The sequence below is a fragment of the Polynucleobacter sp. VK25 genome (assembly GCF_018687355.1).
Classification (GTDB): domain Bacteria; phylum Pseudomonadota; class Gammaproteobacteria; order Burkholderiales; family Burkholderiaceae; genus Polynucleobacter.
In genome coordinates, this window is sequence record NZ_CP061288.1 from 822,311 (window position 1) to 845,699 (window position 23,389).

General features: G+C 46.9%; 25 protein-coding genes and 1 tRNA gene. 16 read left to right on the forward strand and 10 right to left on the reverse strand.

Translation table 11 applies throughout. From position 1 onward, the window contains the following. The 7 genes from lpdA to bamC all read left to right on the forward strand — a co-directional run bounded on the left by lpdA (nucleotide 1) and on the right by bamC (nucleotide 7,320). The gene (lpdA, locus tag AOC21_RS04295; RefSeq protein ID WP_215392534.1) at nucleotides 1-1,437 is read left to right on the forward strand and encodes a dihydrolipoyl dehydrogenase; all 1,437 of its coding nucleotides are present in this window, start codon (nucleotides 1-3) and stop codon (nucleotides 1,435-1,437) included. Further along, nucleotides 1,438-2,541: a cell division protein ZapE gene (gene zapE, locus AOC21_RS04300; protein ID WP_215392535.1), complete on the forward strand. Its 1,104-nt coding sequence runs from the start codon at nucleotides 1,438-1,440 to the stop codon at nucleotides 2,539-2,541. 9 nt (nucleotides 2,542-2,550) lie between these two features. After that, the gene (locus AOC21_RS04305) at nucleotides 2,551-3,402 is read left to right on the forward strand and encodes a 3',5'-nucleoside bisphosphate phosphatase (RefSeq protein ID WP_215392536.1); all 852 of its coding nucleotides are present in this window, start codon (nucleotides 2,551-2,553) and stop codon (nucleotides 3,400-3,402) included. 46 nt (nucleotides 3,403-3,448) lie between these two features. Continuing rightward, on the forward strand, nucleotides 3,449-4,651 hold the full coding sequence (locus tag AOC21_RS04310) for a tryptophan--tRNA ligase (RefSeq protein WP_215392537.1): 1,203 nt from the start codon (nucleotides 3,449-3,451) through the stop codon (nucleotides 4,649-4,651). A gap of 9 nt (nucleotides 4,652-4,660) precedes the next feature. After that, nucleotides 4,661-5,224, forward strand: coding sequence for a bifunctional 2-polyprenyl-6-hydroxyphenol methylase/3-demethylubiquinol 3-O-methyltransferase UbiG (locus AOC21_RS04315; protein ID WP_251371575.1), 564 nt, complete (start codon nucleotides 4,661-4,663; stop codon nucleotides 5,222-5,224). Nucleotides 5,225-5,302: 78 nt separating this feature from the next. After that, entirely contained in the window at nucleotides 5,303-6,175 is an 873-nt protein-coding gene (gene dapA / locus AOC21_RS04320) for a 4-hydroxy-tetrahydrodipicolinate synthase (RefSeq protein WP_215392753.1), read from the forward strand. Next, entirely contained in the window at nucleotides 6,172-7,320 is a 1,149-nt protein-coding gene (gene bamC, locus AOC21_RS04325; RefSeq protein ID WP_215392538.1) for an outer membrane protein assembly factor BamC, read from the forward strand. Before dapA ends, bamC begins: the two co-directional genes overlap by 4 nt. Before the next feature lie 83 nt (nucleotides 7,321-7,403). On the opposite strand, the gene AOC21_RS04330 is transcribed toward bamC, so the two are convergent. Beyond that, entirely contained in the window at nucleotides 7,404-7,574 is a 171-nt protein-coding gene (locus tag AOC21_RS04330; protein WP_215392539.1) for a hypothetical protein, read from the reverse strand. 109 nt (nucleotides 7,575-7,683) lie between these two features. Beyond that, the gene (locus tag AOC21_RS04335; protein WP_215392540.1) at nucleotides 7,684-8,916 is read right to left on the reverse strand and encodes a cupin domain-containing protein; all 1,233 of its coding nucleotides are present in this window, start codon (nucleotides 8,914-8,916) and stop codon (nucleotides 7,684-7,686) included. Between the two features lie 60 nt (nucleotides 8,917-8,976). On the opposite strand from AOC21_RS04335, the gene AOC21_RS04340 reads away from it, so the two are divergent. Further along, entirely contained in the window at nucleotides 8,977-9,576 is a 600-nt protein-coding gene (locus AOC21_RS04340; RefSeq protein ID WP_215392754.1) for a peptidylprolyl isomerase, read from the forward strand. A 98-nt stretch (nucleotides 9,577-9,674) separates the two neighbouring features. On the opposite strand, the gene cysE is transcribed toward AOC21_RS04340, so the two are convergent. Together cysE and AOC21_RS04350 are read right to left on the reverse strand one after the other, a co-directional pair. After that, the gene (cysE, locus tag AOC21_RS04345; RefSeq protein ID WP_215392541.1) at nucleotides 9,675-10,439 is read right to left on the reverse strand and encodes a serine O-acetyltransferase; all 765 of its coding nucleotides are present in this window, start codon (nucleotides 10,437-10,439) and stop codon (nucleotides 9,675-9,677) included. Between the two features lie 23 nt (nucleotides 10,440-10,462). Then, the gene (locus tag AOC21_RS04350) at nucleotides 10,463-11,218 is read right to left on the reverse strand and encodes an RNA methyltransferase (protein WP_215392542.1); all 756 of its coding nucleotides are present in this window, start codon (nucleotides 11,216-11,218) and stop codon (nucleotides 10,463-10,465) included. A gap of 151 nt (nucleotides 11,219-11,369) precedes the next feature. Between AOC21_RS04350 and AOC21_RS04355 the strand changes: the two genes are divergently transcribed. Continuing rightward, complete coding sequence (locus tag AOC21_RS04355) at nucleotides 11,370-12,158, forward strand: inositol monophosphatase family protein (protein ID WP_215392543.1); 789 nt, start codon at nucleotides 11,370-11,372, stop codon at nucleotides 12,156-12,158. Nucleotides 12,159-12,215: 57 nt separating this feature from the next. Here the strand turns inward: AOC21_RS04355 and AOC21_RS04360 are convergent, their stop codons facing one another. From AOC21_RS04360 to AOC21_RS04370, 3 genes are read right to left on the reverse strand one after another with little or no spacing between them, the layout of a single operon-like run. Further along, on the reverse strand, nucleotides 12,216-12,998 hold the full coding sequence (locus AOC21_RS04360) for a UDP-2,3-diacylglucosamine diphosphatase (protein ID WP_215392544.1): 783 nt from the start codon (nucleotides 12,996-12,998) through the stop codon (nucleotides 12,216-12,218). After that, nucleotides 12,995-13,498 carry a peptidylprolyl isomerase gene (locus tag AOC21_RS04365; RefSeq protein ID WP_215392545.1) on the reverse strand — a complete coding sequence of 168 codons (504 nt, stop codon included), beginning with the start codon at nucleotides 13,496-13,498 and terminating at the stop codon, nucleotides 12,995-12,997. Before AOC21_RS04365 ends, AOC21_RS04360 begins: the two co-directional genes overlap by 4 nt. Beyond that, a complete protein-coding gene (locus tag AOC21_RS04370) occupies nucleotides 13,470-14,396 on the reverse strand; it encodes a M48 family metallopeptidase (protein WP_215392546.1) in 927 nt (308 codons plus the stop codon). Before AOC21_RS04370 ends, AOC21_RS04365 begins: the two co-directional genes overlap by 29 nt. A 60-nt stretch (nucleotides 14,397-14,456) precedes the next feature. On the opposite strand from AOC21_RS04370, the gene cysS reads away from it, so the two are divergent. The 7 genes from cysS to AOC21_RS04405 all read left to right on the forward strand — a co-directional run bounded on the left by cysS (nucleotide 14,457) and on the right by AOC21_RS04405 (nucleotide 21,083). Next, nucleotides 14,457-15,878, forward strand: a complete 1,422-nt coding sequence (cysS, locus tag AOC21_RS04375; protein ID WP_215392547.1) for a cysteine--tRNA ligase — start codon at nucleotides 14,457-14,459, stop codon at nucleotides 15,876-15,878. Next, nucleotides 15,878-16,540: a DNA-3-methyladenine glycosylase gene (locus AOC21_RS04380; RefSeq protein WP_215392548.1), complete on the forward strand. Its 663-nt coding sequence runs from the start codon at nucleotides 15,878-15,880 to the stop codon at nucleotides 16,538-16,540. Before cysS ends, AOC21_RS04380 begins: the two co-directional genes overlap by 1 nt. 9 nt (nucleotides 16,541-16,549) lie before the next feature. Further along, the gene (locus tag AOC21_RS04385) at nucleotides 16,550-17,521 is read left to right on the forward strand and encodes an acetyl-CoA carboxylase carboxyltransferase subunit alpha (protein WP_215392549.1); all 972 of its coding nucleotides are present in this window, start codon (nucleotides 16,550-16,552) and stop codon (nucleotides 17,519-17,521) included. Beyond that, nucleotides 17,487-18,785, forward strand: coding sequence for a tRNA lysidine(34) synthetase TilS (gene tilS, locus AOC21_RS04390; RefSeq protein WP_215392550.1), 1,299 nt, complete (start codon nucleotides 17,487-17,489; stop codon nucleotides 18,783-18,785). Before AOC21_RS04385 ends, tilS begins: the two co-directional genes overlap by 35 nt. Nucleotides 18,786-18,845: 60 nt before the next feature. Then, nucleotides 18,846-20,096 carry an aspartate kinase gene (locus AOC21_RS04395; RefSeq protein WP_215392551.1) on the forward strand — a complete coding sequence of 417 codons (1,251 nt, stop codon included), beginning with the start codon at nucleotides 18,846-18,848 and terminating at the stop codon, nucleotides 20,094-20,096. A gap of 72 nt (nucleotides 20,097-20,168) precedes the next feature. Beyond that, a tRNA-Ser gene (locus tag AOC21_RS04400) sits at nucleotides 20,169-20,263 on the forward strand. A 154-nt stretch (nucleotides 20,264-20,417) separates the two neighbouring features. Then, complete coding sequence (locus AOC21_RS04405; RefSeq protein ID WP_215392552.1) at nucleotides 20,418-21,083, forward strand: SHOCT domain-containing protein; 666 nt, start codon at nucleotides 20,418-20,420, stop codon at nucleotides 21,081-21,083. 138 nt (nucleotides 21,084-21,221) lie between these two features. Here the strand turns inward: AOC21_RS04405 and AOC21_RS04410 are convergent, their stop codons facing one another. From AOC21_RS04410 to AOC21_RS04420, 3 genes are all read right to left on the reverse strand, one after another. Next, nucleotides 21,222-21,770 carry a hypothetical protein gene (locus tag AOC21_RS04410; RefSeq protein WP_215392553.1) on the reverse strand — a complete coding sequence of 183 codons (549 nt, stop codon included), beginning with the start codon at nucleotides 21,768-21,770 and terminating at the stop codon, nucleotides 21,222-21,224. 73 nt (nucleotides 21,771-21,843) lie between these two features. Beyond that, nucleotides 21,844-22,584, reverse strand: coding sequence for an SDR family oxidoreductase (locus AOC21_RS04415; RefSeq protein WP_215392554.1), 741 nt, complete (start codon nucleotides 22,582-22,584; stop codon nucleotides 21,844-21,846). Nucleotides 22,585-22,593: 9 nt separating this feature from the next. Further along, a complete protein-coding gene (locus AOC21_RS04420) occupies nucleotides 22,594-23,373 on the reverse strand; it encodes a citryl-CoA lyase (RefSeq protein ID WP_215392555.1) in 780 nt (259 codons plus the stop codon). Between the last annotated feature and the right edge of the window lie 16 nt (nucleotides 23,374-23,389).

Consider the following 23,389-nt stretch of genomic DNA (forward strand, 5'->3'; position numbering starts at 1 on the left):
ATGAGCCAAGCTTTTGATGTAGTAGTAATTGGTGGTGGCCCTGGTGGCTACATCGCCGCAATCCGTGCAGCGCAACTCGGTTTCAAAGTTGCCTGCGCTGAATCAAGTTCTTATGACGATCCTAAGGGCGAGCCACGTTTAGGCGGTACTTGCTTGAACGTTGGCTGTATTCCTTCTAAAGCACTGTTAGCGTCTTCTGAAGAATTTGAGAAGATCAATCATTATGCTGCTGATCATGGCATTAAAGTTGGCTCTGTGAGCATCGACTCTAAGAAGATGATCGCTCGTAAAGATGACATCGTTACCAAAATGACTGGTGGAATTCAGTACTTGTTCCGCAAGAATAAAATCACTTTGTTAAAAGGCCATGCTTCATTTGAAGGCAAGGGCGCTGATGGCTATCAAATCAAAATTGATGGCAAAGACAAAGAAACGGTTACCGGCAAGAATGTCATCATTGCAACTGGCTCTAAGGCACGTCATCTTCCAGGTATCGCTGTAGATAACGTATTGATCTGCGATAACGAAGGCGCCTTGAAGTTTGATTCTGCTCCTAAGAAATTAGGTGTGATTGGTGCTGGCGTGATTGGCTTAGAGCTAGGCTCAGTTTGGCGCCGTCTCGGTGCTGAAGTGACTGTGCTCGAAGCTATGCCTTCATTCTTGGGTGCTTGCGATATTGGTATTGCTAAAGAAGCCCAAAAGCTCTTTGCTAAACAAGGTTTGGACATTCATACTGGCGTGAAGATCGGCGATGTCAAAGCTGACAAGAAGGGTGTAGTGGTTAATTACACTGATAGCGCTGGAAAAGCTGCTAAGTTGGAATGCGACCGCTTAATTGTTTCTGTTGGCCGTGTACCAAACACCGATAAATTGGGTTTAGACAAGATTGGCCTCAAGGTAGATGAGCGTGGTTTCATTCCAATTGATGACCATACTTGTGCAACTGCTGCGCCTGGCGTTTACGCTGTTGGTGACGTGGTTCGCGGACCGATGTTGGCGCACAAAGCAGAAGACGAAGGCGTCTTGGTTGCTGAAGTGATTGCTGGCCAAAAACCACACATCGATTACAACTGCATTCCTTGGGTTATCTATACCGATCCTGAAATTGCTTGGGTTGGTAAAACAGAACAAGCCCTTAAAGAGGCAGGTGTTGCTTATAAAGCAGGACAGTTCCCATTTGCTGCTAACGGCCGTGCATTAGGTATGGGTCGTGCTGATGGTTTCATCAAGGTATTAGCTGATGCTAAGACAGATGAGATTCTGGGTGTACACATCATTGGCGCAAATGCTTCTGACCTCATTGCCGAAGCAGCAGTTGCAATGGAATTTAAAGCAGCAGCAGAAGATATTGCTCGTATCTGTCATGCACATCCAAGTTTGTCTGAAGTGATGCGCGAAGCAGCGTTGGCGACAGACTCGCGTGCATTAAATATGTAATTGAAAACCATTGAGTTTTACCAGCAAGAGTTAAAGGCGCGCGGGTATCAAAGTGATCCCGCGCAGCTTCGTGCTGTAGAGCGTCTTCAGGAGTGCGAAGACGAGTGGATTGCCTATAAAGAAATCCGCAGCAACACCCTCAAGAAAAAGATTTTCAAGCCAACGCTCCCACGCGGTATTTACTTATGGGGCGGGGTAGGTCGTGGCAAGTCTTTCTTGATGGACTGCTTTTATGCAGCCTCACCATTAGAAAAGAAAATTCGCATTCACTTTCATGAGTTCATGCGAGAAGTGCATCGTGAATTGCATGAGCTCTCTGGGATGTCAGATCCGCTCGATGAGCTAGCTAAGCGTATTTCTAAGCGCTATCGTTTAATTTGTTTTGACGAGTTTCATATCAATGATATTGCTGATGCGATGATTTTGTATCGCTTACTCAATGCACTTTTTGCTGACCGTGTGCAATTTGTGATGACCTCGAACTATCGTCCAGACCAGCTTTATCCAAATGGCTTACATCGCGATAGGTTGATACCAGCGATTAAGTTGCTAGAAGAAAAGCTTGACGTTTTGAATGTGGATGCTGGCAATGATTACCGCCGCGTGCAGATGGCGCAAGTGGAGGCCTATCTCACACCCGTCAATGCAGAAACACAAGCAACGCTCGGTCAAATGTTTCAAACCTTGATTGGTAATCAAAAAGAGACTCGTAACCCAGTCTTAAATATTGAGTCTCGCGAATTACGTCCCTTGCATATGGCTGACGGTGTGGTTTGGTTTGATTTCAAAGTATTGTGTTGCGGCCCGCGCTCGCAAAATGATTATCTGGAGATTGCTAACCAGTTCCATACGGTGATTCTGTCCGGGGTTCCCTATATGCCCCCCAGAATGACCAATGAGGCACGTCGCTTTATTTGGTTAATTGACGTCCTTTATGACCATAAGATCAAGCTCATCATTTCCGCCGAGGTTCTAGCCCCGGATTTGTACACTGAGGGTCAAATTACCGCTGAATTCTCAAGAACCGTGTCCCGATTGATCGAGATGCAGTCTCGTGACTACCTAGATGCGCCGCGCCGGGTAATTGATACCAGCTTGACCTAAAATAGGGTCATGAGCAGCTTTTCACCCCTAAATGCCGACTTGCATTGCCACTCAGTGGTTTCTGATGGCACTTTGACGCCTGAAGAATTAGCCGAACGCGCTAAAGCAAATGGCGTCCATTTGTGGGCGCTGACCGATCATGACGAATTGGGTGGCCAGAAGCGCGCCAGGGAAGCGGCTAGTGCATTAAGAATGGATTACCTTGGCGGCGTGGAAATCTCCGTCACTTGGATGGGTGAGACGATTCACATTGTGGGTCTCGGCATTGATGCAGAGCATCTTGGAATTATTGAGGGCTTACGTCAAACGCGTGATGGTCGTGCGAATCGCGCACAACTCATGGCTGAGCAATTACTTAAGGTGGGAATTCCAGGTGCCTATGAAGGTGCACTGCATTTTGCCGGTAATCATGAATTGATCTCAAGAACGCACTTCGCTCGTTTCTTGGTAGAGCAGGGCGTATGCCGTAATACGGAACAGGTATTTAAAAATTATTTAATTGAAGGCAAGCCGGGATATGTCCCGCATCAGTGGGCCAGACTGGATGACGCTGTTAGCTGGATTAAGTCCGCAGGCGGTATAGCCGTGATTGCGCACCCTGGTCGTTACAGTAGACTCAATGCGATGCAAATGGATGAGCTCTATAAGCACTTTAAAGATATTGGCGGCTTGGCCATTGAAGTGATCACTGGCAGTCACAGTCCTGACCAATACAAAACTTTTGCAAAGATTGCCCAGCAATATGGCTTTTTGGCTTCCCGCGGTTCAGATTTTCATGATCCGAATGAGAGTCATATTGATCTAGGTAGCTTGCCGCATTTACCAGATCATCTCACTCCGGTGTGGTCTGCTTTTCATTAATCCCTTAATCCCCCCATCCAATTAACCACTAAGAAAAAGAATACAGATGTTTGCTGAACGCGTTCTCTCTGGCATGCGCCCAACCGGCAATTTGCACTTGGGTCACTACCACGGCGTTTTAAAGAACTGGGTACGCCTGCAGTCCGAATACCCTTGTTTCTTTTTCGTGGCCGATTGGCATGCATTAACTACTCACTATGAGACTCCCGATGTAATCGAGCAATCGGTATGGGATATGGTGATTGATTGGCTGGCAACTGGCGTAGATCCAAATCAAGCAACTTTGTTTATTCAAAGCAAAGTGCCTGAACATGCTGAACTTTTTTTATTGCTCTCCATGGGAACGCCATTGGGCTGGCTTGAGCGGGTGCCTACCTACAAGGATCAAATTGAGAAGCTGAAGGAAAAAGACCTGCAAACCTATGGCTTTTTAGGTTACCCGTTGCTTCAAGCTGCCGACATTTTGATGTACCGTGCGCAGTTTGTGCCGGTAGGTGAAGATCAGGTGCCGCACGTAGAAATGACGCGAGAAGTAGCGCGTCGTTTTAATTATTTATATGGGCGTGAATCAGGATTTGAAGAAAAAGCGCTCGAAGCTGTTAAGAAGCTCGGAAGCAAGCGCGCCAAGATGTATGCGGAATTGCGTGTTGCTTTTCAGGAGCGGGGCGATGATGAAGCGTTGGAGCAAGCTAAGGCCTTATTGCAAGAGGCGCAAAGCCTATCCATGGCTGATCGCGAGAGACTCTTTGGTTTTTTAGAGGGTGCTCGCAAAATTATTCTGCCTGAACCCCAAGCACTACTAACTACCGCTTCACGCATGCCCGGCATTGATGGTCAGAAAATGTCAAAGTCTTATGGCAACACCATTAGCATTCGTGAAAATCCTGAAGATGTGATTAAAAAGATTCGTACGATGCCGACTGATCCTGCTCGCGTGCGCAGAACCGATGCGGGTGATCCAGCCCGTTGCCCGGTATGGCAGTTGCATACCGTGTATTCCAATGAAGAGACGAAGCAATGGGTTGATAAAGGCTGTAAGTCAGCAGGTATTGGTTGTCTTGAGTGTAAGCAGCCTGTGATTGATTCAATTTTGGCTGAACAACAACCGATGTTTGAGCGCGCACAAAAATACTTAGATGATCCGAGCTTGCTGCGCTCCATCATTGCTGATGGCTGCGATAAAGCGCGCAAGGTTGCTCAAGAAACAATGCGCGAAGTTCGCGAGGCCATGGGCCTTGCTTACGATTGAGGATTGACCTTGCCCAATCCGCATGATGTGATTTTGAACGCCTCACCTTGGGTTAAGCGTTTTTCTCCATTCATTCCGCAAGGTGGGGTAGTTTTAGATTTAGCCTGTGGATCTGGTCGTCACTCTGAATTATTTGCAAGCATCGGCTATCAGGTGCTGGCTGTCGATCAAGATGTCTCAGCAATAGAGTTGCTTAAAAATCCCTTCATCACTTCAAAACGCCTCAATCTTGAGGAGGCTAATTGGCCTCTCGTTGGGTCTGAGTTCAGCGGCATTGTGGTAACTAACTACTTATATCGCCCACACTTAGACCAGCTGCCCAAAATGCTGCAAGAAGGGGGTGTCCTAATCTATGAAACCTTCGCCCTGGGAAATGGGGATTTTGGCAAACCTTCCAACCCTAATTTCCTCCTAAATCCAGGGGAATTGCTGGCATTTGCCTCCCGCCACCAGCTCAAAGTGCTGGCTTATGAGGATATTTATGTGGATCAGCCCAAAGCAGCTATGGTTCAGCGCCTGTGTGCTGTAAAAGGCGAGCCAAAACAGCGCATTCCGTTACAATTTCAGGGTTAAGACAGCTAAAAAATCGGTGCATATTCGGTGACAAATTCAGCTCATTCCAAAGGTAGTAAAAAGCCCATCGCTGGCAGCATGCCGGCTATCGTGACCCCGATGTTCGAGGACGGCAGCTTGGATTTTGCTAGCTTGCGTGCTTTATTGGATTGGCACGTGTCTGAGGGTACCGACGGGATTGTGATTGTTGGCACGAGCGGCGAATCTCCGACGGTTTCAGTTGAAGAACATTGCGAGCTGATTCGCGTAACAGTTGAACAGATTGCTGGACGTATTCCAGTGATTGCAGGCACTGGTGGTAACTCAACCATAGAAGCGATTGAGTTAACTAAGTTTGCTAAACAAGTTGGCGCCGACGCCAGTTTGCAAGTGGTTCCGTATTACAACAAGCCTACACAAGAAGGCATGTATGCGCATTTCAAAAAGATTGCTGAGTCTGTAGATCTTCCAGTCATTTTGTACAACGTACCTGGCAGAACAGTTGCCGACTTGGCGGGTGAGACCGTAGTACGTTTAGCAGGTGTGCCAGGCATCATCGGAATTAAAGAGGCAACCGGCAGTCTAGAGCGCGGGACCTTATTAATAAATGATTTGAAACAAGCCGGTCATCAGGACTTCGCGGTATTTTCAGGTGATGACCTAACCGCAGCGATGTTGATGCTGATGGGTGGCAAAGGAAATATCTCTGTTACAGCCAATATTGCACCACGTTTAATGCATGAACTCTGCGTTGCAGCAATGTCAGATGACGTTAAGAGAACCCGAGAGATTCAGTATCAATTGATCGCAGTACACAAAGCCATGTTCATAGAAGCAAACCCAATTCCTGTTAAATGGGCATTGCATGAGATGGGCAAAATTACTGCAGGCATTCGTTTGCCATTGACACCCTTAAGCAATTCCTTGCGTGAGCCTTTGAAGGCAGCGTTAAAACAGGCCAACCTATTATGATGAATTTGCTCCAATTAATCCGTCGATATTTATCGATCTTAGCCTTTGTGCTCGTTGCATCTGCTGCATTAACTGCTTGCAAGTCGGTGACTAGCAATGACACCGTTGACTATAAGAGCGCTGGTGCTGCGCGTGGCCCCAATCTGTCATATCCTCCTGATTTAATTACGGCTCAGGCTGATCGTCGTTATATCGTCCAGGACGGTACAGCTACGATGTCTGAATACAATGCTGCCGTTAAGAAGTCTGTGCAAATGAGAAGCAATGTGATGACGGGTATCCCCGGCATGCGTATTGCACGTGATGGCGAGCGTCGTTGGTTGGTTGTTGAAAAACCAGCCCCTGAACTCTATCCACAAGTAAAAGACTTTTGGCAAGAGAATGGTTTCTTGTTAGTAGTTGACTCACCATCAACCGGCATTATGGAGACGGATTGGGCCGAGAATCGCGCAAAGATTGCTCAGGACTGGATTCGTTCAACGATTGGCGGTGCTTTAGATACGATTTATGACACAGGCGAGCGTGACAAGTACAAAACTCGTCTTGAAGTAAGCAAGCCGGGCGAAACGGAGATTTACATTACGCAGCGTGGCGCCATTGAAAAATGTACCACTGACGGAACAGGAAACTGTATCTCCACAATATGGACTGCGCGACCTAACGACCCAGAGCTTGAGGCGGCATTTTTAGCTCGTCTAATGGAGCGTTTGGGCATGACCCAAGAGCAGGCTAAGGCAATGGTTGCAGTACCGCTTGGCCCTAAAACTCCAAAAGCGAAGTTTGTGCAAGAAGGAAATAATCAGGCATTTATTGAGTTGAGTGCCGGCTTTGATCGTTCTTGGCGCGATGTTGGTTTGGCGCTTGATCGCTCTAACTTTACTGTTGAAGATCGTAATCGCTCTAATGGCGTTTATTACGTGCGCTACGTTAATCCAAAAGACTTGGGTGATACCAAAGGATTCCTCACCAACTTCTTTAGTAGTAAAGATGACTCTAGCTTGAAGGCGAAGAAGTATCAGGTAGTAGTGAAGAGCACTGGCGAAAACTCTGCCAATGTTTACGTTCAAGATGCTGAAGGCAAACCAGAAAATACGCCTGCTGGATTCCAGTTGCTTACTTTGTTGACAGAGCAGCTATCGAAGTAATTTGAATGAATACGAGCTGTTTTATTTTTAACAGCAAATAAAAAAGCCGCTCTTCAGCGGCTTTTTTTTCTTCATGAAGAAGATTACTTCTTAGCGTCAGCAGCTGGAGCAGCTGGAGCAGCAGCAGGAGCTTCAGCAGCAGGAGCAGCTGGAGCAGCAGCAGGAGCAGCTTCAACAGGCTTTGCTTCTTCTTTTTTACCGCAAGCGGCCAAGGCGATTGCTAACATAGCAGCGAATACGAGTGACTTCTTCATTTGTAAATTCCTTTAAAAAATTAACAACAATTACCGGTAATTGTTTTCTGGAAACACCAAGGGATTATCCCTAAGTAATTTCCAGTAAATATTATATCCATGTCTGTATTCAAGACTCAAAAATGACCCATCCAGCTAAGTAGGCCTCATAAAGGCTAGATTTTTCAAGATTTTGCAGTTTGCTTGCTTTGAGCCCCTTCTTGGCTGAGAGGGTCTGCCAGGCCGAAATAATATCCGCAGCCTGCCCCTGGGTCATGGGCTCACCATTGCAATAAACCTGCTTTCCAAGACTCAATATCCGGGTTTGCGCCTGAGGGATCAGCTTGGTGGTGATTAATTTCTTTATAAATGCCTTGGGATTCAAGGGGGCTTCAGGGGCGTCAAAAAAGGCTTGTTGTTTGGGCTCTGAAAGATATGCAGTGATGCCCGGCAAAAAGCTTTCAATCTGATTTAACTTGAGCTCCTTGAGTTTTAAGGCAAGTTGTTCAATGAGCTCATCGGGTAATTGTTCGGCAACCTCGGTAGCCCTTTGCTTGGGGTCTGCAAACTTATTTTCTAGAGCAGGAATATCTTCTAGAGATTCCGCAAGACGCCACAAACCTTCTTGTAACAACTCCTTAAAGCTAGGTGATCGAAAACCAACGGACCAAGTTTGGCAGCCCGCATCGAGGGCAATACCGTCATGAGCAACATGTGGAGGTAAATACAGCATGTCACCTGGTTCGAGAACCCATGCTTGCTCTGCTTTAAAGTTCTGCAGAATTTTTAATGGGAGATTGGGGTTCAGGCTTAAATCTTTTTGCTCTGAAATTTTCCACTGTCTTCTGCCAGACATTTGTATGAGGAAAACGTCGTAAGAATCAAAGTGGGGGCCAACGCCGCCGCCAATACCGGCAATACTAATCATGAGGTCATCAAGGCGAGCATCTGGAATAAAGCGAAACCAAGAAAGAATTTTTGCGGCATTAGGGTGATGTGCATCCATCCCCTGGAGTAATAAAGTCCAATCTGGTTTATCAATCGAGGGAATTGCCTTTTTAGGGAATGGCCCATGGTTAAAGCTCCAGGGCTTGGACTTCACTAGGCGGGATTCAACCGTATCGTCATGGGCAAATCTGAGTAATTCTTGGGCGGGAATGGGGCTGTCCAGTGGCTCCCCGGCCTGAGCGGATAGGGCGAATGCCGGAATCGCACCACGAACGAGGAGGGGCTTCTTGTGCCAATAGCGTGCCATGAACTGATCTGGGCTAATCCCACCAAATAGGGCCCAGGGCTCATCTATAGGTAGCTTTGGAGGGGCTTGGGGTGGTTCGTAGGGCTTGCTCAAGTAAAATGAGGTCATAAAGTAAAAGGTAAAAGCTTTTTAGAAACTGATTAAAAACGAATGTTCGACAAATTCCGCATGAAGATTGAAAAAAATACCATCGTATCCCTTCGCTATAAGTTAACCGATGCGCAAAATAATGTCATTGAAGAACCAGATTCTCCGATGGTATACCTGCACGGTGGTTACGAAGGTACTTTTCCTAAAATTGAGACCCTGCTAGATGGTCAAGATATTGGCTATGAGGCCACGATTCAGTTAGAGCCTAATGAGGCTTTTGGTGAGTATGACCCTGAGCTTCTCAAGATTGAACCTCGCACCCGTTTTCCTGAGCCCCTAGAAGTGGGTATGCAGTTTGAGGGTGTACCTGATGCAGAGGAAGATGCTAGCGCAGATGATACGGATGATGAGCCTTTGATTTACACGGTGACTGATGTTGCTGACAATCAAGTGGTGTTGGACGGCAATCATCCTTTGGCTGGCATGGCTTTGCGTTTTTGGGTTCAGGTAGAGGATGTTCGTGCTGCAACAGATGATGAGATTGAAAATCGTCATCCAGAAGGCGGTGAAAGTTTTTCATTCGGCATGCCGAATGATGACAGTGATGATGGTGACGATGAAGAATTTCTGGGTGGCGCATTAGGCGGCAACAGCACTGGACCACGCACCTTGCATTAATGAATAGCAAGCTCAGAATAAAAAAGGAATAGCGTGCTATTCCTTTTTCTTTAGTACGTGTCCAGAATGACTACCCTAGAGCCACCGCTCCAGAATCATTACTCCCTGAGCCATTCTTTAATCGCATCCAAATCGCGCTTAGTATCGCTTGAGCCACCGGCATCAGGGCCGGCGGGGGCATTGCTTAACTTGGCCAGCGCCTTTTCTAAGGCCGCAATTTTGGCCTCTTGTTCAATCGTGGCATCAATTAAACCTTTTAGTGCCATGGATACCGGATCGTCAACATTCGGTGTAACACCATAAGCAGAAAAGTATTCTTTGGTTTTGCTATCCGGGCTTTGTGGCAAATCTGGATGCAAAATTCGCGCAGGAATACCAACTGCAGTTGCACCTGCGGGAATCTCTTTGAGCACAACCGCATTAGAGCCAACACGCGCGCCATCGCCAACAGTAAAGCCACCAAGCACTTTCGCACCAGCGCTAATCACAACACCTTTACCAAGAGTGGGGTGACGCTTGACGCCTTTATAAAGTGAAGTGCCGCCTAGAGTAACGCCTTGATAAATAGTGCAGTCGTCACCAATTTCTGTAGTCTCACCAATAACAATGCCAAGTCCGTGGTCTAGAAAAACTCTGCGACCAATCTTTGCTCCCGGATGAATTTCAATGCCAGTCAGAAAGCGCGCAAACATGGAGAGCACACGGGCAATCCATTTCAGGCCGAGATTCCATAAAAAATGGGAGACACGATGCAACCACACTGCGTGCAGACCTTGGTAGCAGGTGATGACCTCGAGACGATTCCGTGCTGCAGGGTCTCTGGCAATAATCGAGTCGACTTGGTCGAAGAAGGAATTAGACATGAGTTGATTTTAACGGGATGTGCTTATTTTCTCAGGAGCATCTGTTTAGCGATGCCACGTAAAAGATCAATCTCTTCCTTGTGGAGGCGGCTGCGGGCAAATAGGGCTTGGATGCGTGGCATGAGTTTCTTGGGATTGGCTGGGTCTAGGTAGCCAATGGCCTCAAGGCCCTCGCGCCAATGTTCTAGCATGGCTGCTACGGCTGCAGGATCAGCAAAATCAGCCATTTCTTGACGGTCAGCAAGAGGGCTGCTCCCCCGGGGATTATTGAGCAGGGTTTCTCTGAGGCTGTAGGCGCAAACCATGATGGCTTGAGCCAGGTTTAAGGATGGATAGGCGGGATTGGCATCAAGCCAAACCCTATGGGTGCATAAGGCTAAATGATCGTTATCTAGGCCTGTTCTTTCGGGGCCAAAGAGCAGGGCAGTCTTGCCGCCCCCCGCAGAGGTATCCGCTATCAATGTCCTGGCGCTTTTCCAATCCATTGCAGGAGGGCCAAATTCTCGATCTCGGCTAGTGAGGCCCAAAACTAAGGAGCAGCCCTCTACCGCAGCAGCCAAAGAATCGCTTTCTGAGGAGCCTTCCAGGATGTCTGCAGCACCGCTAGCCAGGGCTATTGCGTCAGGGTTGGCTGCTACGCCTTGGATCTTGGGGTTGATGAGGCGTAGATCGCTAAAGCCCATGGTTTTGAGGGCGCGCGCGGCTGAACCCACATTTCCAGGGTGGCTGGTTTTAACTAAAACCCAGCGAAGTAATTGAGATGTATCGATATTCGTCAATGCGTTATGGAATGGTTTGTGGGGCGGTTAATTGGGGGTAATAGACCCTAATCGTTTAGAATCAATCTGTTAGCTTCGTATTGTCATCCAATTTACTTTAATTGTTGGCATTACAAGGAGCTTGTTCTTATTTAATTTGTCCATCAATACTATGCATCCCATGTTAAATGTGGCCGTAAAGGCCGCCCGTCGCGCTGGAACAGTCATCAATCGTGCTTCCTTGAATTTGGAGCGCTTACAGGTTGACCGTAAGCAACATAACGATTTCGTCACCGAGGTGGACAAAGCCGCAGAAGCCGCCATCATTGAAACGCTCAGTGAAGCCTATCCAACTCATGGATTTTTGGCTGAAGAAACTGGCGAGCGCAATGCGGATGCAGAAAATGTTTGGATCATTGATCCACTAGATGGCACCACCAATTTCATTCATGGCTTCCCGCAATACGCGGTATCGATTGCACTTGCAGTAAATGGTGTAACTCAACAAGCCGTGGTCTATGACCCAACCCGTGATGAATTGTTTACTGCTACTCGTGGTGCTGGCGCATATTTAGATCGCCGGCGTTTGCGTGTTGCCTCACAAGATCGTTTAGCCAATGCTTTATTGGGTACAGGTTTCCCTTATCGCGAAGATCAAGACTTAGATAAATATTTAAAAATCTTTGGTGAGATGACTCGTCAATGTGCAGGCTTACGTCGTCCAGGTGCTGCTTCTTTGGATTTAGCTTATGTAGCAGCCGGTCGTTACGATGGTTTCTTTGAGAGCGATCTCAAGCCATGGGATATGGCAGCTGGTGCATTGCTGATTACTGAAGCGGGTGGATTAATTGGTAACTACCGCGGTGAAGAAGGTTTTCTGAAGAGCGGTGAGGTGATGGCAGCCAATCCACGTATCTTTGCACAGATGGTACAAACTCTGTCTAAGTACTCAGCGTCTTAAAGAAACACCAAGTGAAATACCAGGTGAAACACCGGGCCTGAGAATCTACCGACCTGTTTAGGACAGGTTCAGGTCGAGATAGCGGGCCCCAGCGCTATCAATGAGTAAAGCGCTTGCCCTAGGGCGACCGCTCTCTGGGTGATCTAGATCCCAGTCAGACAAGACCCAGCGTTGCCAATTCTGATTGCCCAAAGTTTCTTCATGATGCTTAGGCATATGAGTGTGGCCATGAATTAATCTGTCTCCAGATTGATCTTTCAATACAGCAGCACAAGCCTCTCTTGTCACATCCATTTTGCGTTGCTGTGATGCAGAACGTTGTTGTGATTGGTATTGGCTATGGCTATTCGTTCTGAGATGTTGGGCAACACCCTTACGCCAATTGAGCGGCAGAGTTAAGAAGATTTTTTGAATCCAGGGTTTTCTAACCCAGCTGCGAAATATTTGGTAACCAAGGTCTGCAGTGCATAAAGCATCACCATGGGCGAGTACCCATTTTTGTGAAGCAATCTCAACAGTGCTTGGGTCTGACATGAGAGTCATGCCCGTTTTTTTAATAAAGTGTTTACCGATTAAAAAATCCCGATTGCCATACAAGTAGTACGTTTTTACTTTGGCAGAAAGATTGGCGATGGCGCGCTGTACCTCTTGTTGGAAGGGGGAAGATGCTGCTGCATCATCACCCACCCAGTATTCAAATAAGTCACCCAGAATAAATACAGCCTCAACTTTTGGCGCTTCCTTTTCACAGAAGTCAAAAAAGCGTTGCGCCGTCAAGGGCATTGACGGCGTAAGGTGTAAGTCTGATATGAGCAGCGCGCTCGCGAATTGCGGAATCATTCCTCGAGAACAGTAGCCTTCTCAATGACAACGTCTTCAGCAGGAACGTCTTGATGAAAACCAGCGCTACCAGTTTTTACCTTGCGAATGGTGTCAACCACATCCATTCCATCCGTTACCTTGCCAAACACCGCATAGCCCCAGCCTTGCGCATTTGGAGCGGTGTGGTTAAGGAAATCGTTGTCATTCACGTTGATGAAGAATTGAGCAGTTGCGGAGTGTGGCTCACTAGTGCGTGCCATCGCTACCGTGTAACGATCATTTTTGAGGCCGTTGTTGGCTTCGTTTTCAATTTCAGCGCCTGTCGGCTTTTGCTTCATCCCGGCAGTCATGCCGCCACCTTGGACCATGAAGTTGTTAATCACACGATGAAAGATCGTGCCATCGTAATGGCCACTTTTTACATACTGTAAGAAGTTGGCAACGCTTTTAGGTGCCTTTGCCGCATCAAGAGTGAGAGTGATATCACCCTTATTGGTTTTTAGGAGTACTTTCGCCATTATTCGGTCTACTTTCTGGAGGGTTAGTGGATGGGTTATTACCTGGCAGAGAACCCGAGGTATTTGAGGGTGGATTCACTGCACGATTAACTGGGGATTTTGCTGGAGGTTTCAATATATCCAAGAGTGCCTTAGCGCGATTGGTGTACTGACGTTGATTCAGTAAGGCATTCTTGCCAGCATCCTCATAGGCTTGGGCACCAAGACGAATATAGATCTCACCTAAGTTGGCAGAGGCAATGGCATAGCTAGGACGTAGTTTTAATGCAAGCTCTAAATAATCTCGCGCTTCAATCCATTGACCTTGGTTCGCAGCAATCGCTGCAAGGTTGTTGTAAGGCTCGGGTAGTTCTGGAAACTGCTGTGTAATTTCAATCAAGGTCTTTTTGGCTTGATCGAACTGGCGCATCTCAATTTGTAACCGTGCTTTTACAAAACGTAGTTGCACGTTGCGCGGAGTCTTTTTGAGATCTACGTTAATTTGCGTTACTGCATCTTGATACTTACGAGCCTTGATCAGCTTTTCAACATCGGACGGCACGGCATTCTTGGTAATCGGGTCTGGCTCAATGATCAAGAATGACAAAAATGGCACGCCAACGGTTTCGGATAACTCTGGGTTTAATGGGTCATAACCCATGTCCGCGGAAAGTCTAGGGGGATCAGTTGGGCTGTATCCGCCAAGATAAGGCTGCGGGGTAGCTTGGCCGGATTTCATTTCCTGGGTATTGAATGCTGCAATTTCAGCATCAGCACGCTGCTGGGCAGGGGTGCTGCAACCTGATAAGAGTGCCAGGGCTGCCAAAGCAGCAAAAGCTGGGGCAAAGACCTTATTGAGGGCAGGACGTGGCGCTGGGGCGTTGTGGGGCATAGGGGCAGGGGTGTGAAACGGGCTCATTCGATATACTCAGCGCTCAGTCTAACAAATTGGCGCTACTTGCCTCTCCTTTATAGCCCTATGCTGCAAATCTATAACACCCTAAGCCGTTCAAAACAGGTCTTTAAGCCCATAGTGCCGGGCAAGGTCAAGATGTATGTCTGCGGCATGACGGTTTATGACTTTTGCCATATTGGCCATGCCAGGGTCATGATTGTCTTTGATATGGTGGTTCGCTGGCTTCGGGCTAGTGGCTATGAAGTTCAGTATGTACGTAATATCACCGATATTGATGACAAGATCATCAACCGCGCCATTGAAAATGGCGAACCTATTTCTGCATTAACCAATCGCTTTATTGATGCTATGCATGCCGACTCGGATGAGTTGGGTTTAATGCATCCCGACCAAGAGCCGCGCGCTACTGATTACATCACTCAAATGCAAGGCATGATCGGCAAACTCATTGAAAACGAATTAGCCTACCAAGCCAATGATGGCGATGTAAATTTTGCGGTGCGTTTACTGCCGCGCTACGGTCAGCTATCTGGCAAGTCGCTAGATGAGCTCAATGCCGGTGAGCGCGTTGCAGTGGGTGACGGTAAGCGTGATCCATTGGATTTTGTTTTATGGAAAAGCGCTAAAGCAGAAGAGCCTGCTGACACGCGCTGGAAATCTCCATGGGGCGAAGGCCGTCCTGGTTGGCATATTGAATGTTCTGCCATGTCCTGTGACTTATTGGGCGAGCACTTTGATATTCATGGTGGTGGCGCTGATTTGCAGTTTCCGCATCACGAAAATGAAATTGCTCAAAGCGAAGGTGCCTTGTATGGCAAGGATCGCAAAGAGGATGATGCTCCCTTTGTAAATTACTGGATGCATAACGGCCACATCCGCGTAAATGAAGAAAAGATGTCTAAGTCACTAGGTAACTTCTTCTTAATTCGAGATGTACTCAAAAGCTTTGATCCAGAAGTGCTGCGCTTCTTCATGTTGAAGGCGCATTACCGTAGCCCGATTAATTACAGCGATGCGCAGTTAGAAGAGGCTCGTTCAGGATTGGCACGTCTCTATACCGCTTTAGCTCAAGCTCCAAAAGCCCAGGCAATCAAGTTAGATCCCAATAATCCATGGGCCAAACGCTTTGCTGATTCAATGAATGATGACTTCAATACGCCTGAGGCAATTGCGGTCTTGTTTGATTTGGCGAGTGAAGTGAATCGTGCCAATGGAGAGGAAAAGCAATTACTGGCTAACACGCTGAAAGCTCTAGGTGCGGCATTGAATTTCTTGCAGCGTGATCCAACCGCATTTTTGCAAGCGGGCTCTAAGGATCAAGAGGGCTTAAGCCCAGAACAAATTGAAGTACAAATTACTGCACGTGTTGCCGCTAAGCAAGCTAAAGACTTCGCTAAGGCAGACTTGATTCGTAAAACATTGCTGGAGCAAGGAATTGTTCTAGAAGATAAACCCGGCGGCTTAACAGAATGGCGTAGGGCTTAATGACTGTAGTAAAAGAAAATACAGAATCCATCTTGCAAGCAATTGCTCCAGATTATTGGGAGCAGGCTTGCAAGGAGTTAATGAAGCAAGATCGTATTTTAAAAAAACTGATTCCTAAGATTGGATCCGGATTTTTAGTGACACGCGGTGATTCATTTAATACTTTGGCAAGATCGATTGTTGGGCAACAAATTTCAGTTGCAGCAGCTCAAACAGTTTGGAATAGGGTGCTTGCTGCAAGCAAGAAGAAGGTCACCCCTAAAAATATCCTAGCGCTCTCCGTAGAAGAATTGCGTGCCGCTGGATTATCTGCGCGCAAGGTCGAATACATCCGAGATTTAGCCGATCACTTTGATTCTGGGCGGCTACATGCCAATCAGTGGAAAGATATGGACGACGAGAGTGTCATTAAGGAATTAAGCGCCATTCGGGGAATTGGCCGCTGGACTGCCGAAATGTTCCTCATTTTCAATATGGTTCGCCCCAATATCTTGCCTTTGGACGATGTCGGCCTCATTAAGGCCATTTCCCTCAATTACTTCAGTGGTGAGCCTGTGAGCCGCCATGAAGCTAGGGAGGTGGCTGCTAATTGGGCCCCGTGGCGCACGGTTGCCACCTGGTATATGTGGAGAAGTATCGACCCGACCCCAGTTGAATATTAAAATCAGACTATGAAAACGACTTTCCTGGATTTTGAGCAGCAAATCGCCGAATTAGAGTCAAAGATTGAAGAGCTGCGTTTTGTGCAAGACGAGTCATCGGTAGACATCTCCGATGAGATCAAAACGCTTGCTGAAAAAAGTCAGCAGCTCACCAAAGACGTTTACGCCAATCTCACTCCTTGGCAAGTTTCTCAAGTAGCACGTCATCCGCAGCGTCCTTATACGCTGGATTACGTAGGCTCCTTGTTTACTGATTTTCATGAGTTGCACGGCGATCGTACTTTTGCAGATGATCAATCGATCATTGGTGGTTTAGCCCGTTTTGAAAATCAACCTTGCATGGTGATCGGTCATCAAAAAGGGCGTGACACCAAAGAGCGCGCTCTGCGAAACTTCGGCATGAGTCGTCCTGAGGGTTATCGCAAAGCAATGCGCTTAATGCGTCTTGCAGAAAAATTTGGTATTCCAGTATTTACTTTTGTTGATACCCCAGGCGCATTTCCTGGCATTGATGCAGAAGAGCGCAATCAATCCGAAGCGATTGGTCGTAACCTGTATGTTCAAGCCGAACTCGAAGTGCCTATCATTGCCACCATCATTGGTGAGGGTGGTTCGGGTGGTGCTTTAGCGATTGCGATGGGTGATGTGGTCTTAATGTTGCAAAACTCTACCTACTCAGTGATCTCTCCTGAAGGTTGCGCTTCCATCCTCTGGAAGACGGCTGATAAGGCTCCAGAGGCTGCCGAGCAGTTAGGTTTAACGGCGCAGCGCCTGAAGACTTTAGGTCTGATCGATAAGATTGTTGCTGAGCCTATTGGCGGAGCGCATCGTGATTACGACAATATGATGAGCAATATGCGTAAAGCACTTGCTGAATCTTTAAAAACCTTTGATGGCATGAAAGTAGATGCGCTACTTGAGCGTCGTCATGAGCGTTTGATGAGCTATGGCAAGTTCAAGGAAATCACAGCAAAGTCCTAAGTCAGGAAAACGAATTGCGGTTGCCTTAAGTGGCGGCCTCGATTCGGTTGTATTGCTCGACACGGTTTGTAAAGCGCAAGCTAAAAACCAAAATCAAATCTATGCCTTTCATATTCATCATGGCTTACAAAAGCCAGCAGATGATTGGCTAATCTTTTGTGAGAAGCTCGCAAAGCAATACAAGATCCATTTTGATTTCCGCCTCCTACATTTAGACAGCGCGAATGAGCAGGGCAATATCGAAGCAAGAGCAAGAGCAGGGCGTTACGAAGCGCTCGCTGATCTTTGCGAAGAATATGGCATCGAAGATTTGCTCTTGGCACATCACCAAAACGATCAAGCTGAAACGGTTCTGCTACAACTGCTCAGAGGCTCCGGGGTCGCCGGCCTATCAGGCATGCCCGCAAGCAGAGCAATTGCAAGCAACCCCAGCATTACTCTATGGCGACCACTCTTAAATCAAAGCAGGCAAGAGCTTGAGGCTTATGCCAAAGAACATAAGCTCAAATGGATTGAAGATCCAAGCAATCAAAATACAAAATATCGTCGTAATGCTATTCGCAAGAAAATTATTCCTGCCCTTGAAAGTATTCAACCCGAAGCATTAGCGAATATGGCACGCAGTGCTGAGTTACTTGGTGAAGCGCAAACGCTACTCAATCGTTTAGCGCAGCAAGACGGCAAAAATATTCTCAATCAAGATCAATTGAAAGTATTGCCACTTCTAGCTTTAGCTAAAGATGATTTGCCTGCAGCAAACAATGTCTTGCGTTACTGGTTGCAAACTCAGCAGTTGGCAATGCCATCGCAAGAGCGCCTCCAAGCTTGGTGGCGTGATCTGGCGAAAGTTAAAGCAGATGCCAAACTCGAGTGGCTGCATGACGAGAGCAAGATCTATCTCTGGCGTGGAGCCCTCCAGGTTGCAGGAGGCGAAGAAGGTCAATGGGTGCTCAAATCATTGTCGGCCAATTCCAAGCAATTAGGTCTTCCTGCAGATTGGGTAAAAGCAGCCCAAGAGAATAACCAAATCACGCTGAGAGAGCGCCTGGGCTCCGAGAAGATCCAGATTAAGCCCAAGACACCCCGTAAAACCCTCAAAAACCTGTTTCAGGAGGCTGATATCCCTCCTTGGGAGCGTCAGGCACCCTTGCTCTACATCAATGATGAATTGATTGCTGTGGCGGGTATTGGGCTGAGTTATCCGCGCCTGACCTCCACCGGTAGGCGAGTACTCCCGGAATGGGTGCAAAACCCTGTAAAATAAGCCCTTTTTAGACCCTCAAGGATTCATTTCCTTGTTACTGATAGTTAAATAGACGGCTTTATGGCTCTTATCGTTCATAAATATGGTGGCACCTCAATGGGCTCAACAGAGCGCATTGCGAATGTTGCCAAACGCGTTGCTAAATGGATGCGTGCAGGCCACCAAGTGGTGGTTGTGCCTTCAGCCATGTCAGGCGAAACCAATCGCTTGTTAGGCCTCGCAAAAGAAATCAATCCTGATGCAAATCCACGCGAGTTAGATCAAATCGCTTCTACAGGTGAGCAAGTTAGTTCGGGCCTGTTAGCACTGGCACTCATGCGTGAAGGTATTGATGCAGTGAGCTACGCTGGTTGGCAAGTAACCGTGCATACCGATTCTGCATTTACCAAGGCGCGCATTAAGAGTATTGAAGGCGACAAGATTCTCAAAGATCTCAATGCGGGTCGTGCTGTAGTGGTAACTGGTTTCCAAGGCGTTGATCCTAATGGCAACATCACTACATTGGGTCGTGGTGGTTCTGATACGTCAGCAGTGGCGATGGCTGCAGCTCTCAAAGCAGATGAGTGCTTAATCTATACAGACGTTGATGGTGTTTACACAACAGACCCACGCGTTTGTGAAGATGCGCGTCGCCTAGACAAGATTACTTTTGAAGAGATGCTAGAAATGGCAAGCTTAGGTTCAAAGGTATTGCAGATTCGTTCTGTTGAGTTTGCAGGTAAGTACAAAGTTAAAACCCGGGTTCTGTCTTCTTTGACAGACCCATTGATGCCTTTAGACGTCGAGATGAAGTCGGGCACCTTGATTACATTTGAAGAGGACAGCACTATGGAAGCCGCAGTTATTTCCGGCATCGCCTTTGCGCGTGATGAAGCGAAGATTACCGTTCTTGGAGTTCCTGATCGTCCAGGTATCGCCTATCAAATTCTTGGCCCGATTGCAGATGCCAATATTGATGTGGACATCATCATCCAGAACCAATCTGTAGAAGGTAAGACAGACTTCACATTTACAGTGCCACGTGCTGACTACCAAAAAGCATTAGACATTCTGAAGAACACAGTGCAGGCGCACATCGAAGCTAAAGAAATCTCTGGTGATCCAAAGGTATCTAAAGTTTCAGTAGTGGGTGTTGGTATGCGTTCTCACGTTGGCATTGCTAGCAAGATGTTCCGCACCTTGTCAGAAGAGGGCATCAATATCCTGATGATCTCTACTAGCGAAATCAAGATCTCAGTAGTGATTGATGAGAAGTACATGGAATTGGCTGTACGTGCCTTGCACAAGGCATTTGAGCTGGACCAGAAGTAAGCAAAAAGCGTAATAAACCCCTCAGAAGCGGTTATCCGTTAAACTGTGGGGCGTTGTAATAGTAAGAAGTACGGAGACGTGGCCGAGCTGGTCGAAGGCACTCCCCTGCTAAGGGAGCATCGGGGCTAAAACTCTGATCGGAGGTTCGAATCCTCTCGTCTCCGCCAGTACTTATATAAATCAAGGGCTTATAGCCCTTTTTTTATTTCTGTAGCATCCAATCTACCAATAATTTCAATGTATCTAGGGTTTCCCTTTTTATTATTTTTAGAAACTCGTTCCAATTCCTATATCCTTTCGAATAACAAAAATGGAATGTAAATGAGTCGAATCAGTCTTTACCTAGTAACTTTAATGAGTGTTTTATTGGTAGGTTGTGCATCAATAACTGGCTCAAGAAATCAACCAATTTCAGTCACGACAACTCACGAAGGAAAGCCTGTTACAGGTGCTTATTGCACTCTAGTAAACGACAAAGGAACTTGGTACGTGAATACGCCTGGCTCAGTTACCATATTAAAAGCTTATGGTGATATGTCCGCTACTTGCAAGAAGGAGGAGACGCATGTTGGTGTTGCCACTTTTCAATCAGCAAACGAAGGCTCAGTTTGGGGAAATGTGCTAGCTGGCGGTCTGATAGGCTATGCCGTAGATGCAAGTAGTGGCGCAGGATTTTCGTATCCACCCACGCTAAATATTGAGCTAATTAAAGGAAATGTTATTCCAGCAGTTCCTACCGGTCCTCAGGCTAATATGGCTTCATCACAAGCTGCGCCAGGCGTCATAACTGAAACCCAATCTAGCGGCACTACAACTACGCCCGGCCCTGCCAGAGCCTCAATTACGCCAGGCAATCAAGTCAAGCAAAGTAATGACATACCAAACCCAGCAAAAAGACTGGATGATTTAAATATTATGTTGAAGAAGGGTTTAATTACACCAGACGAGTACAACGCAAAAAAAGCGGAAATACTTCGAACCTTGTAATTAACCTATATTCGGAGTGATTTTTCCTCAAACGACTGCTTTGGGTCTTTAGCGATATTTGCTGAGGTAGCGTCCGCCAAGTACTTAAAAATAAAGGGGCTCATGGCCCCTTTATTTATTCCTAATGTCTAATGACTATCAGTTAAATCCATTCACAGCCTGCATATAGCCTTGAATATATTGTGGCGGCACAAAGAGTTCAGTCTTGATCCCAGACTTGGAAGATACAGTCAGGATAAAACCTTTCTTCATCTTGTCTTTGAGGAAGGCTTCAGGCAATTGAATAGAAACCACTTCTCTAAAGATGCAACCTCTATCGCCACAAGCACCAGCTTCTCTACCAACTACCTTAAAGGTCGTGGCAGGCGTGTTTTCTAGGATTGCTGAATCGTAGTAACGCCATTGTGAAAAATAAGTCAATTGTGCGTTGAGCTCATAAGTCTTTGCACCTTGCTTTGGTTGTTCAGCTCTGAGGCTAAACATCTCATAAGTATTGGCTTCATCCATCGTATTGATAGGAGGGCCTTGATAGGTTTTTCCACCAGTTACTGCATTAGGCGTAATGATGGTCGAGTGATAGACATCATTAATTTCCCAGCCACTAATCTTTTTATCATTTTGATTGCAGGCAGCAAGGCCGGTGCTAATAGCGAGTAATAAGACGATTCGGTAGATGATGCGATCCATAAAAAGCTCCTAAGTAATCACCAAATCATACTATCCCTTGGTTTGGAGCTTGATTTCTGGGATTTAGACGTATTTACTGGCTTAGACCCACAGTCATGCCGCCACAGACATAGACAGTCTGACCAGTTGTAAAGCCAGCACGCTGATCCAGTAGTGAAGCGGCGATATGTGCAACTTCTTCTGGTTGACCAATGCGTCCCAATGGAACGCTATCTAAGATGCGCTGTGTAGCAGGTGCGCCAGGAGGATTGGCACTCTTAAAGAGTTCAGTGGCAATAGGCCCAGGTCCAATGGCGTTAACCGTAATGCCATTAGATGCGAGCTCTAAGGCTAACGTACGAGTTAAGCCTAATAATCCTGCCTTAGAAGTCGCATATGAAATACGTTCCTCCTTACCCAAAGCTGCACGGCTAGCAATATTCACGATACGACCAAAATGAGCGGCTTTCATAGTAGGAAGGAGTGCCTGTACGCAAATAATGGCTGCTGCAACATTGACATTCATGACCGCCTGCAGATCCGCAATCGTAGTTTTCTCAATGGTGGCGGGGCGCACGATGCCTGCATTGTTAACTAAACGAGTAATCGCAAATTTGGCCGTTATCTCCGCTAATGCATCACGCAATACTTTTTCATCCGAAACATCTACTTTGATAAAGGTTTCATGCTCGGCAACTTTGACGGGCGCTTCTTTATCAAAATTAATCACATGCATGCCATCAGCAATCAGGCGCTCTGTTATTGCGCGACCAATGCCACGGCTAGCACCGGTAACTAGTACAGATTCTTTAGGGGTTTTGATGTCAGAGCCCATGATTAAAGGTTAGCCAATCTTATTAGCGCCATCCACAAACGGAATAGCATGTTCAATGGTGTCCCAAATGAAGCGACCGGACGGGCTTTGTTGCTCTTCAACAATATGGGCAACCAAGCCAGCCGAACGCGAGATCACGGCAAAGCCACGCATTACAGCAGTAGGTATGCCAATCTCACCAAGTAGGGCGGCAACAGCGCCGGTAGCATTGATAGTGATTGGACGACCAGCAACTTCATCAACCGCCTTAGATAGCGTTTCTAGCGCACGAATATGATCGCCTTTGAGTTCCTTTTCAGCACAACCCATTTCTAAAAGTTTGTATGCTCTTGGATCTACAGGCTTATGCAAGTGATGACCAAATCCAGGAACAGGACCTTTAATGCTCTTGTAATGCTGCGCAATCGAAAGCGCCTCAGCATATTGATCTTTAGAGGCAATGATTCTGTCGAGTAGAGCGGAGCAGTTCTCCATCGTGCCAATAAAGGAGCTGCCTACTGCAAGTAAACCAGCAGCAACAGCGCCTTGTAGGTTTTCTGGGGCACTCATATAAATGAGGCGTGTTGCGATCGCGCTCGGTGTTAAACCATGTTCCATCAACACAATCAACACTACATCCGTAATACGAATATCAACACCACGAGGCTCTCTACCCAAAATCTGCATCAGCATCACTTCGGTAAATGTTTTCTTGCCCATTAAATCTGCCACTAAATCTGCATCGCGGTAATGCAGGCTAGTAAGGGTGTGAGTACATAAGCCGGTAATAGGTGTTTTTTTGTCAGTCATGGTCTATTGGTATTAA

Excerpts from the sequence above, each read along its gene's own strand:
- lpdA (WP_215392534.1), top strand. The coding sequence starts at position 1 with ATGAGCCAAGCTTTTGATGTAGTAGTAATTGGTGGTGGCCCTGGTGGC.
- AOC21_RS04305 (WP_215392536.1), top strand. The coding sequence starts at position 2,551 with ATGAGCAGCTTTTCACCCCTAAATGCCGACTTGCATTGCCACTCAGTG.
- AOC21_RS04310 (WP_215392537.1), top strand. The coding sequence starts at position 3,449 with ATGTTTGCTGAACGCGTTCTCTCTGGCATGCGCCCAACCGGCAATTTG.
- dapA (WP_215392753.1), top strand. The coding sequence starts at position 5,303 with ATGCCGGCTATCGTGACCCCGATGTTCGAGGACGGCAGCTTGGATTTT.
- bamC (WP_215392538.1), top strand. The coding sequence starts at position 6,172 with ATGATGAATTTGCTCCAATTAATCCGTCGATATTTATCGATCTTAGCC.
- AOC21_RS04330 (WP_215392539.1), bottom strand. The coding sequence starts at position 7,574 with ATGAAGAAGTCACTCGTATTCGCTGCTATGTTAGCAATCGCCTTGGCC.
- AOC21_RS04335 (WP_215392540.1), bottom strand. The coding sequence starts at position 8,916 with ATGACCTCATTTTACTTGAGCAAGCCCTACGAACCACCCCAAGCCCCT.
- AOC21_RS04340 (WP_215392754.1), top strand. The coding sequence starts at position 8,977 with ATGAAGATTGAAAAAAATACCATCGTATCCCTTCGCTATAAGTTAACC.
- cysE (WP_215392541.1), bottom strand. The coding sequence starts at position 10,439 with ATGTCTAATTCCTTCTTCGACCAAGTCGACTCGATTATTGCCAGAGAC.
- AOC21_RS04355 (WP_215392543.1), top strand. The coding sequence starts at position 11,370 with ATGCATCCCATGTTAAATGTGGCCGTAAAGGCCGCCCGTCGCGCTGGA.
- AOC21_RS04360 (WP_215392544.1), bottom strand. The coding sequence starts at position 12,998 with ATGATTCCGCAATTCGCGAGCGCGCTGCTCATATCAGACTTACACCTT.
- AOC21_RS04365 (WP_215392545.1), bottom strand. The coding sequence starts at position 13,498 with ATGGCGAAAGTACTCCTAAAAACCAATAAGGGTGATATCACTCTCACT.
- AOC21_RS04370 (WP_215392546.1), bottom strand. The coding sequence starts at position 14,396 with ATGAGCCCGTTTCACACCCCTGCCCCTATGCCCCACAACGCCCCAGCG.
- cysS (WP_215392547.1), top strand. The coding sequence starts at position 14,457 with ATGCTGCAAATCTATAACACCCTAAGCCGTTCAAAACAGGTCTTTAAG.
- AOC21_RS04380 (WP_215392548.1), top strand. The coding sequence starts at position 15,878 with ATGACTGTAGTAAAAGAAAATACAGAATCCATCTTGCAAGCAATTGCT.
- AOC21_RS04385 (WP_215392549.1), top strand. The coding sequence starts at position 16,550 with ATGAAAACGACTTTCCTGGATTTTGAGCAGCAAATCGCCGAATTAGAG.
- tilS (WP_215392550.1), top strand. The coding sequence starts at position 17,487 with ATGGCAAGTTCAAGGAAATCACAGCAAAGTCCTAAGTCAGGAAAACGA.
- AOC21_RS04395 (WP_215392551.1), top strand. The coding sequence starts at position 18,846 with ATGGCTCTTATCGTTCATAAATATGGTGGCACCTCAATGGGCTCAACA.
- AOC21_RS04405 (WP_215392552.1), top strand. The coding sequence starts at position 20,418 with ATGAGTCGAATCAGTCTTTACCTAGTAACTTTAATGAGTGTTTTATTG.
- AOC21_RS04410 (WP_215392553.1), bottom strand. The coding sequence starts at position 21,770 with ATGGATCGCATCATCTACCGAATCGTCTTATTACTCGCTATTAGCACC.
- AOC21_RS04415 (WP_215392554.1), bottom strand. The coding sequence starts at position 22,584 with ATGGGCTCTGACATCAAAACCCCTAAAGAATCTGTACTAGTTACCGGT.
- AOC21_RS04420 (WP_215392555.1), bottom strand. The coding sequence starts at position 23,373 with ATGACTGACAAAAAAACACCTATTACCGGCTTATGTACTCACACCCTT.